Origin of the sequence: Limnofasciculus baicalensis BBK-W-15 (assembly GCF_024178385.1) — a bacterium.
Classification (GTDB): domain Bacteria; phylum Cyanobacteriota; class Cyanobacteriia; order Cyanobacteriales; family Coleofasciculaceae; genus Limnofasciculus; species Limnofasciculus baicalensis.
The window spans coordinates 1-9,317 of the sequence record NZ_JAMZMM010000246.1 but is presented as its reverse complement, the minus strand read 5'-3'; the positions used below and the strand labels follow the sequence as shown (position 1 = coordinate 9,317).

At 40.7% G+C, this 9,317-nt stretch carries 8 protein-coding genes; 2 read left to right on the top strand and 6 right to left on the bottom strand.

The features are described 5' to 3' along the window. Positions 1-122: 122 nt before the first annotated feature. The 5 genes from murJ to NJ959_RS20440 form a co-directional block, all read right to left on the bottom strand. Positions 123-1,733, bottom strand: a complete 1,611-nt coding sequence (murJ, locus tag NJ959_RS20460; RefSeq protein WP_254013591.1) for a murein biosynthesis integral membrane protein MurJ — start codon at positions 1,731-1,733, stop codon at positions 123-125. A 170-nt stretch (positions 1,734-1,903) separates the two neighbouring features. Then, positions 1,904-2,338, bottom strand: coding sequence for an arsenate-mycothiol transferase ArsC (locus NJ959_RS20455; protein WP_254013590.1), 435 nt, complete (start codon positions 2,336-2,338; stop codon positions 1,904-1,906). Positions 2,339-2,455: 117 nt separating this feature from the next. Continuing rightward, positions 2,456-2,827 (bottom strand): nuclear transport factor 2 family protein, encoded by a 372-nt coding sequence (locus NJ959_RS20450; RefSeq protein ID WP_254013589.1) that lies wholly within the window; start codon positions 2,825-2,827, stop codon positions 2,456-2,458. A 36-nt stretch (positions 2,828-2,863) separates the two neighbouring features. Next, positions 2,864-3,604, bottom strand: coding sequence for a hypothetical protein (locus NJ959_RS20445; protein ID WP_254013588.1), 741 nt, complete (start codon positions 3,602-3,604; stop codon positions 2,864-2,866). Between the two features lie 94 nt (positions 3,605-3,698). Continuing rightward, the gene (locus tag NJ959_RS20440; protein ID WP_254013587.1) at positions 3,699-4,574 is read right to left on the bottom strand and encodes a hypothetical protein; all 876 of its coding nucleotides are present in this window, start codon (positions 4,572-4,574) and stop codon (positions 3,699-3,701) included. 328 nt (positions 4,575-4,902) lie between these two features. On the opposite strand from NJ959_RS20440, the gene NJ959_RS20435 reads away from it, so the two are divergent. Further along, a complete protein-coding gene (locus NJ959_RS20435) occupies positions 4,903-5,667 on the top strand; it encodes a GDSL-type esterase/lipase family protein (RefSeq protein WP_254013586.1) in 765 nt (254 codons plus the stop codon). A gap of 144 nt (positions 5,668-5,811) precedes the next feature. On the opposite strand, the gene NJ959_RS20430 is transcribed toward NJ959_RS20435, so the two are convergent. Beyond that, positions 5,812-7,545, bottom strand: coding sequence for a protein kinase domain-containing protein (locus NJ959_RS20430; protein ID WP_373693686.1), 1,734 nt, complete (start codon positions 7,543-7,545; stop codon positions 5,812-5,814). A 252-nt stretch (positions 7,546-7,797) separates the two neighbouring features. On the opposite strand from NJ959_RS20430, the gene NJ959_RS20425 reads away from it, so the two are divergent. Next, positions 7,798-8,907 (top strand): vWA domain-containing protein, encoded by a 1,110-nt coding sequence (locus tag NJ959_RS20425; RefSeq protein ID WP_254013584.1) that lies wholly within the window; start codon positions 7,798-7,800, stop codon positions 8,905-8,907. Positions 8,908-9,317: the final 410 nt, after the last annotated feature.

Genomic DNA, 9,317 nt, shown 5'->3' with positions numbered 1-9,317 from the left:
CCGGAAAACTTAATTCCATGGCAATCCTCACAGTTGGTTGATTCATTTCCACTCCTGATTATTTGTTCCTCCCCAGGGCTTTAGCCAGGAGCTTCTCGCTCGTTTTTCGGTAATAACAAAAGTTAGCTGGAACCCCGTTTGCCAAACTTCTGACGGAGGCGGGAGACTAATATATCTACTTCGGGTAACTTTAGTCGCGTGACTAAAAGAGCGAAAATGCCAAATGCTACCAGCGCAGATAAACTAACTTGTAATATTAGAAGTAGGAAATTACCACTACCTATCCATTTATCCCAACCCGAGCTAACACCCCAACTACTAAATCCTGCGATCGCGCTAATCCCTGTTAACATCAATAGCGATAAACTCCATTCTCCTAACGGTAAGCCATGTAAGCGGCGGTGCAATATCCATAAAAATACTACCATGGAAATGATATTGACGCTAATGGTGGCAAAGATTAAACCGGGTGTCTTAAATGGTGTTACCAATAGCCAATCGAGTACGCCGTTGAGGACAATATTGATAATACTGATGCGAAATGGGGTTTCGCCATCGCCCAAGGCGTAAAATACTCGGACTAAAACATCTCTGGCTAAATAAAAGAACATGCCAAAACCATAAGCCATTAAGACTGGTGCTACTACGTTAGATGCTTCTTGATTAAAAGCACCACGCTGATATATTGCTTTGACAATAGGTACGGAAAGAGAGACAAAAATTGAGGTTAAAGGTAACATAGTCAAGGCGCTGAGGAGTAATCCTTGACGAATTCTTATTTTCAACTCAGGCCAATTTTCTGGGGCAGTTAAGCGGGAAAATACTGGTAATAGGGGTACTAATATGGTATTAGAAATAATGCCCAATGGTGTGAGGACAATTAAATTGCCATATCTCATCGCTGCTGCTGCCATGGGAATAAAGGAAGCGAAATATAAATCCGTATAAACATTAATTTGTAGCATTCCAGAGGAAAAAGTGGCAGGTGCCATTACTTTCATCACGTCTTTTAAACCAGGAATGCGCCAATTAAACCGCAACCGCAAATTACCCATCCCGGAACGCCATTGGGCAATTTGTTGCACTAGCCATTGCCAAATTCCTCCTGCAAGAATCCCACCCGCTAAAACGATTCCTCCGAGTTGGGCATATTGGGGCGCGTTAATATTTTCGCCTAAAACTAAGGCTAAACCGCCTAATCCTAAAATTACTGCTAAACTGGAGAACAAAGGACTAACGCTAGGTAACCAATATTGATCTGAAGCATTAAGAGTCCCAAAACCAATGCCAATCAATCCCGCAAATAGGGCTAAAGGTGCCATAATTTGTAACTGTTGGATGGCAAGGGATCTTGTTGTCGGATCTAATCCTGGTGCTTGGATATCAATAAATGTTCCAGCAAATAGAATTAAAATAATTGTTACTAACAGTAATATGCCACTCACTATTGTAGTGACAGTTTCCACTAGGGGAGCTGCTTCTGATTTGTCGCGCTTGGCTAAGACACTAACTAAGGCACTGTGAAATGGTCCATTTATCCCGCCTAGTAAGATTAATAAGAAGCCGGGAAGCACGTAGGCGTAGGTATTGGCGATAACAACGGGACCAACTCCAAAGGCGGTGGCGACGGCGACTTCCCGCACAAAGCCAAAGAGTTTACTAATGAGTGTGGCAACGGCGACGATTCCGGCTATTCCAGCTAGGGAACGTGATGGTTTTGGTTTGTCAGACACGTAGGGTTAAATATAGTTCCAGTGCATTATATTATTTAATCTTGAATTGGTGGCAGATGGGAGAGCGGATTTGGCAGCGGATGGGTTGTTGGTGGAGGAATCCGTTTAATTGATTCCAATTCTCACTATTAAATTATCCGGTATATCTCATAGAGTATCTGGGGGGGAAACTATTTCCCTAACTCTCCAATCAACTCCTGAATATTATCGGCAATTTTCTGAAGCGCCTCCTCCGGAGCAGTTTTATCCACATCGTGAATCTGCCAATATTCAATATTATCCACCCATTTGGGAAAGCGTTCAATCATCAAAGGATGGTGTTCCCTCTCATCTAGCGCAATAATTCTGATGGCAGTGACAAAATCTGATTCTGTTACAGCTATTGGATAACGTATATCTAAATCTAAACTTACTCCACGTTCCGCTAAACCAGCAATAGCATACTTAGAAATTGCTCCTATATTATAAACTCCTCTTTCTAGGGCTAATCCGCGAGAATCAGATACCCAACTTAAACCTTGTTTTGATGCTATTTTATTGAATAAATATTCAGCAAATCGACTGCGGTAATAATTTCCGGTACAAAGGAATAAAACTGTTTTCATGGGTGTATTTGGTGATTGAATTACCTGTTTCGCTAACTATGGAAGTGATTTGGGTTTCGTAACTACAAAAAATGATATCTTTAAACTGGATTGAGGACAAGTTTACTCTGGAAGTCATCATTCTGTCAAATAAGGGTAATAATGTGCCCTCACCTGAATCGCTTTCACCTCCTCATTCAATACCATCACTTCAGCCGTGAGAAGGTTATTAACACTGTGGTAATAGATAGTAATACTATTCACCCCAAACAGTAACTGTATCAGCTCAAATTTAAGTTTTGGATACGTGGTTAATCCCTTAGCAAAATAACTCCTTAAATTTTCATTCCCTTCGATCGTGCCAGTTGCATCTCCCCAAAGCTTGACAATCAAGGGAGAGCTAAATTCTACATCGTCTGCGTAATGAGAGAGAATTACATCTAAGTCATGAGAATTCCATCCCTCAATCCATGCCTCAGCAAATTGCCTTAATTGTTGTTCGGAAAGCATATTATTCGACTTTATCTCTTGATTAAACTAATTAACTTAGGAATCGTCTAAGTTAGTTTTGAATTGCATTATAACACCTAAAGCCGAATTTTTAAAACTACGATAACGTTTAGCAAATTGGGGTGGTAATTCTGACAAAGAAGGTCGGACGAAACCTATGTTAGCATAAAATTCAACCATGTTTGGCTGACATAATAAATATATAGGTGGATTGGTTTGTTGAATTAGATATCGGATTAGATATTCAGTTAATTTGCTCGTGCGTTTGGTATTACTTTCGCCATTATCGCTTTTGGCGGTAAGCTCGGCGTAATCGCGTTTTGCGCTTTGCTCCCAGTAATCGCCACTTTTGGCACTAGTTTCTGAGTAATCGCCCAACTCTGGTTTAACGTATAAGTAATTGAGGCGGGAGTAGGTAGGGTATTTTTCAACTGTGCCACAGGCGACTAAGCGGAAATTGCATTCAATCACCCAGTATCGTTCCCAGTTTAATCCCGGTTTGATAAAGATCCACCAGAGTATATAGATAATAACGATTATAATTAGTCCCGCTAAACTACTGATAATCCTGATATCTACATTCAATATCCAAGCGATACAGATTGAGATTAAAGAGGCAAAAAGTAGAATGGGAATGTAAATAAATTGTTGGAAGTAAATTCCCACTGCTTCACTAAGGGTAAATTCCCATAATAATTGTTTTAGCCCGGATTGATCGTCCAAATCTGCTGGTCTAATTCTACACCCTTTGGGTAAGGAAATATTCTTGTTTACCATTGGAGTTTAACGTAAAAAAGCTATGTTAGCGATCGCTAACATAGCTTTTATATTACCTTGCTCATGACAATCGGATCAACTAACTATCCCAATCTTACTTGTTCCATTTCCGTTTCAATGCTGAAGCTACACCGAAAGCACCAAACGCCAATATACCCAATGTAGCAGCAGGTTCTGGTATTTTTTCTTCATGAGGAAGGTTTCTCCCAGCCAGGGACATAATATTTCCCTGTGAATCAACATCCACAATATTGAGTCCGAAAGTCCCATTAAAAATATTGTGAGAAGCGTTACCATTTATATCGTTGTTTGTCAGACCCAAACTAGCGCCAAAGGGTGTGACGGTAAAGCCTACTTCTGACTGATTCAGGTTAGTGCTTGTGGCTATAAAAGGTAAGTAGCCAAACCACCCCCCATTTGGGGTAAGATGGGCACCATTATTACCTTCTGCCAGTGCATAGAGACCTCCTCCTCCATTAAGGAAGTTGATAATGTCACCTGATCTAGCATTCAAAATATCGAGTTCTGCTTGTGTGAGGACACCACCAAAATCTGAGGCAACAACAATCGCATTGTAGGTAGTTCCTAGCTGATTTAGCGCTACATTTAATCCACTAGCATCTACATGATCGAAGTCAACTCCAAGGGTGTAACCACTGGCGAGAATGCCATTAACACCATTGACGTGACCGCCAGGAGGAGCAATTTTAGACTCTACAAATAGAAATTTATTAATCCCGCCACTGGTGAAGGTGTTGAAAGCCGGATCAGTCACGTAATTAATAGCGACATTATTGATGTTCCTTGCCCCAGTAGTATTACCTCCCACAAAAGAATGGAAGTCCGGATCGTGACCTGTGAGAAAGATAGAAACTCCCCAGCTAGGAGTAGCTACAACAACAGAAAAGACAACGGTTACTGCTGCCGCAGCCGAACGGGATAAATGTAATAGAGTTTTGACAACTTTCATTTTTTTACTCAGAACTTGAAAATATCTATATATTCTGCCATAATTGCTCAACAATCCACCACTATTTATGGTTAACTTTTAACTACCTTCGGTATTAAGTCGCAGTACTAAATATGGGAGTACAAGTCATCTTTTGCCATATTAACCGCTAGTAATGGTGTCAATTTGTAAGTCCTGTCTATATGAGCGATCGCTTTCACAAGTGATAAATAATATCAAGATATATGAAGAATTATTACTAATACCAAATTCCATTCAAAAAAGTAACTTTCTTTCCCCCGCGCCCCTGCTCCTCTTTGGATTTATTTACTATTTACTTTCATTAACTATGAACTATAAGACTAGAGCAATAGTTTTTATTTCAATTACCTGTAATCTCATATTTATTGGTTGGTTAGGTTTCTCGATTTTTCGTTGTGGTGGATTATCTTATATTACTACACCGCGCGATTGTGTGGGTCAGAATCGAGGCAATTTACGAGGGGTACGGACTAGGAATAGTCAGATTTCACCATATCACGAAATGAGAGAGCTTCAGTTTAATCTCTTGCCTAAATCCGATCGTGCTATTATTTTTGTTGGCGATAGTCTCACGGATCAAGGAGAGTGGGGTGAATGGTTGGGAAATGCTAATGTGAAAAATCGGGGTATTTCTGGTGATACTACAGAGGGAGTAATTGCCCGTCTCAAGGAAATTGTCGAGGCAAAACCGCAAAAGATATTCCTGATGATTGGTACTAACGATATTTGGAATGAAGGTAAATCTGTACCTGAAATAACCAGAAATTATAAAATTATTCTGGAAACTATTAAAGCACAAACACCAAATACTCAAGTATTCGTCCAAAGCTTATTACCTGTGAATAATCAAGAGTATCCAATTAAAGTTGATAATCAGGATTTGATGGCTGTGAATCGTCAACTGGAAGAGTTGTCAAAAGAATTTGCCTACTCCTATATTGATTTATATCATAAATTGGCAAACGAGCAAAATCAATTAGATCCTAAATATACGCTGGATGGAGTGCATTTGAATGGGGTAGGCTATTTAACTTGGAAAACCGTTATTGAAACTTATGTAGCCCAGGAATAAGGTGCGATCGCGATTAATTTATTGTAAAATACTCCCTTTCCCCCAAAAGAGCATCTATCTCTTCCTTAGTGTCTTAGTGTTTTAGTGTTTTTTATAATATTTATCTTAATCTCATAATGGATAACCTACTGAATTCTTCATCAATTACCGCCAACCCAACCAGCGCAATAGAGGAACTAACAAATAATAACTTACCCCCAACCAAAATGCGATAGTAACTCCCAACAAGCAAAAAAAACTCACACTGCCAACGATATCAATTGTGCTACTATTAGATGCAGCAAAAATATTAGTTATAACTTCTTTAGGCAACCAACCTAACCCAAATAAACCTTGAAAAACGATACCCGTACCTCCTGCCGCAACTAACCCATGAACCAGATAATGGCTGGGCAATCCCAATCCTAAGATGAGAGGGAAAACGGCTATGGTAGTTGTGACTAAAATCAACCTTTCTATTTGTGCATTTGCTACAGATACCTGCCAAATTAACCAGCTAATACTATAACCGATAATACCTGTAAATCCGGCAACTAAAAAACGTTGTTCCTGTCCAAATCCGCCGCCTACTGTCATGCCCCAGGCGGTAAATAATCCGGCGATAGCAAATACTATAATTCCTGAGAATGATTTGATTTGAGTATCAGGAAAAATATCTAACCAATGGGTTGATAACCAATGTATTAAGGGATCTTCTAATGTCGTCCAGTTAATTAAAATAAAGCCAATTATAACACCAATACTGGCGGATAAACCGGATAATATCATCTCTAAAGTGGTATCTAAACAGGCAAGTACAATATTAGTAATTGTCCTAAAGATAAAACTGACTGTACCAGTAACACCTTCGCCGAATATTGCGATGGCATTTAGGGATGCTGTCATTAGGGTTTCTGTGGCTAACAGCAGGGTTTGTGAAATAGATGATACTACTGGGGGAGATTTTCTTTGTTTCCGCAAACTAATCTTGAGACGCTGCTGTATTTCTGTTGCTGTAGCGGGACGTTGTTGGGGATTGATGCGAATTGTATCATCAAGTAAATCGGCAAGGGTTGGACTTACTGATGCGAAATTGCGCCAGCGAAATTCACCTGTTACGGTGTCATGTAATTCTGATAGATCTCTTCCTGTAAGTAATTGAATCATAGTCCTTCCCAGGGCATAAAAATCGGCAGTAGGTTCTACTATTTCCCCGGCAATTTGTTCCGGTGGACTGTAACCGGGCGAAAATAATCTGGTAGAATTATTATGGGAAGTTCCTCCCATTTGTTTCACGCCGCCAAAATCAATTATTACTAATTGTCCTGTTTCCTGGCGCAACATTAAATTAGAGGGTTTGATGTCGCGGTGAATAATCCCAAAACCGTGTAATTCTTCCAGGATATCTGCTGCCTGACATAGCCAATCTCGAACTAAATCTTCTGGACATCCTTGGGGGTACTGATTGAGAATTTCTTCTAATGTTTCTCCGTTAATTTTTTCCATTACTAGACAGGGAAGGGAGCGCCCTTGAGAATTAGCTAGATTTGCACTAAAATAATTACCCTTTTCGACTCTAGGAATACCGGGGTGATGGAGTCGTACTAAAACCTCAGCTTCCTGTTGAAATAGCTGAAGGAGCTTGGGAGAAGTATCTAGTAATACTTTCAATACCTTTTCAGTGCTATGGCTTCGCCCGCCCACGGCATCGCGCAAATCCCATACACTATAAATAGCCGCAAATCCGCCTAATCCAAGCCGTCTCAGGGGAATATAGCGATCGCGCAACACTAGGGTACTCCCACAATTATTACAAAACTTATTGTCCCCAGGTTGAGGATAAGGATGGGAACAATTAGGGTTAATACAGTGGATGGCTTGAGGGAAAGACTGATGCAAACGTTAACAGGATAGACAGTATCTCTCAATTTTACGCCAATATTTCCAACTTATTACCCCCCTTCCCACACCTTCCCACACGAGGCTTCCCATAGCTGCCCTTTCACGAAGTCTAGCCATTACGTGCCGCTAGACTAACCCATAGCTCCCCCTTCCCTTGAAGGGAAGGGGGTTGGGGGGTTAGGTTTTTTTGGATTATTATTATTGATATAGGGTGCAAGTTATTACTTAAACAGTAAAGCAGAAAAAGCCATGAAAAAACTAACTCGAATTTTGTTCTCTACATTTCTCACTTTGAGCATCTTGTCTTTTCCCAGCCAAGCTTTTGCTAAAGCTAAAATCCAAATGGCTATTCTTTTAGATTCTAGCAATAGTATGGATGGACTGATTGACCAAACACGGAATCAGATTTGGCAAATTGTTAATTATTTAACCAAAGTAACCAAAAATGGCGAAGTGCCAGAGTTAGAAGTTGCTCTCTACCATTATGGTAACGATAATTTACCCTCAGAGGAAGGTTTTGTGAGACTCCTAACTGGATTTACTCCTGAATTAGATTTAGTTTCTGAGAAACTATTTAGTATTGAAACGAGAGGTGGGCAAGAATATGCTGGATGGGTAATTCAGTCTGCTATGCGAGAATTAAACTGGAGTAAAAATAAGGAAGATTTTCATGTTATCTTTATTGCAGGTAATGAACCATTCGATCAAGGACCAATTCCTTGGAATGAATCTGTGACTCTCGCTGTTAAGGGAAATACCCTCGTTAATACTATATATTGTGGTTCAGCGGAAAGTCAGGAAAGACAACTTTGGGCTTCTGGTGCGACGGTAGCTCAGGGTAGCAGCTTCAATATTAACCAAAACCAAGAGATTGCCTTTATTGAGTCGCCTTACGATCGCGAAATGGCCGCTTTGAATGCTAAACTCAATGAAACCTATATTCCTTATGGTGCAGAAGGAGTAGTTGGACAACAGCGTCAGGCGATTGAAGATACTAATTCTGGTGTCAATTTGGTGACGCGAGGTGCGGCTAAGGCTTCGGAATATTACCAAAATGATTCATGGGATTTGATTGATGCTGTCGATGGGGGCAAAGTTACGATTCAGGAATTAGCCAATGATGCCTTACCCGAAGCGATGCAGAGTATGACTGTAGCCCAAAGGCAAGAATATATCGTGGCGAAGAAAGTTGAAAGAGAGACAATTCAAGAAAAGATTCGCGATTTATCTCAAAAACGTGACGAATATGTGGAGAAACAGCGCCAAGCGATGGCTAATCGTGGCGATAATACTCTGGATGCGGTAATTATTGAAAGTCTCCGCAAGCAATTAGCTGCTAAGGGATTTCGGCTTCAGTGATTGTTGTTGGGATCTGTTTTTCTAGCAATAGATGAGGTGGTTGGGCTAATTTTAGTAACTTGCACGCCTTCCAATTGGGCGGTTGAAACCGCAGCTACACAGACAAAACCCGCCTGTGCGGGTTTTTAATTAGCGGTTGAAACCGCAGCTACACAGACAAAACCCGCCTGCGCGGGTTATTAATTAGCGGTTGAAAAGCCGCCTGCGCGGGTTTTTAATTAGTCTGCGCAGGCAGACTTGGGAAAGTGTAGCTGCGATTTCCAATCGCCCAGGCTACACAGACAAAACCCGCCTGCGCGGGTTATTAATTAGCGGTTGAAACCGCAGCTACACAGACAAAACCCGCCTGCGCGGGTTATTATAGCAACCGCCAAGGCGGTTATGGTGTAAAGTTAGAGTAGTCCCTTCTG

What these genes read in the sequence shown, in the direction of transcription:
- NJ959_RS20455 (WP_254013590.1), bottom strand. Translation starts at nt 2,338, where the DNA reads ATGAAAACAGTTTTATTCCTTTGTACCGGAAATTATTACCGCAGTCGA.
- NJ959_RS20450 (WP_254013589.1), bottom strand. Translation starts at nt 2,827, where the DNA reads ATGCTTTCCGAACAACAATTAAGGCAATTTGCTGAGGCATGGATTGAG.
- NJ959_RS20445 (WP_254013588.1), bottom strand. Translation starts at nt 3,604, where the DNA reads ATGGTAAACAAGAATATTTCCTTACCCAAAGGGTGTAGAATTAGACCA.
- NJ959_RS20440 (WP_254013587.1), bottom strand. Translation starts at nt 4,574, where the DNA reads ATGAAAGTTGTCAAAACTCTATTACATTTATCCCGTTCGGCTGCGGCA.
- NJ959_RS20435 (WP_254013586.1), top strand. Translation starts at nt 4,903, where the DNA reads ATGAACTATAAGACTAGAGCAATAGTTTTTATTTCAATTACCTGTAAT.
- NJ959_RS20425 (WP_254013584.1), top strand. Translation starts at nt 7,798, where the DNA reads ATGAAAAAACTAACTCGAATTTTGTTCTCTACATTTCTCACTTTGAGC.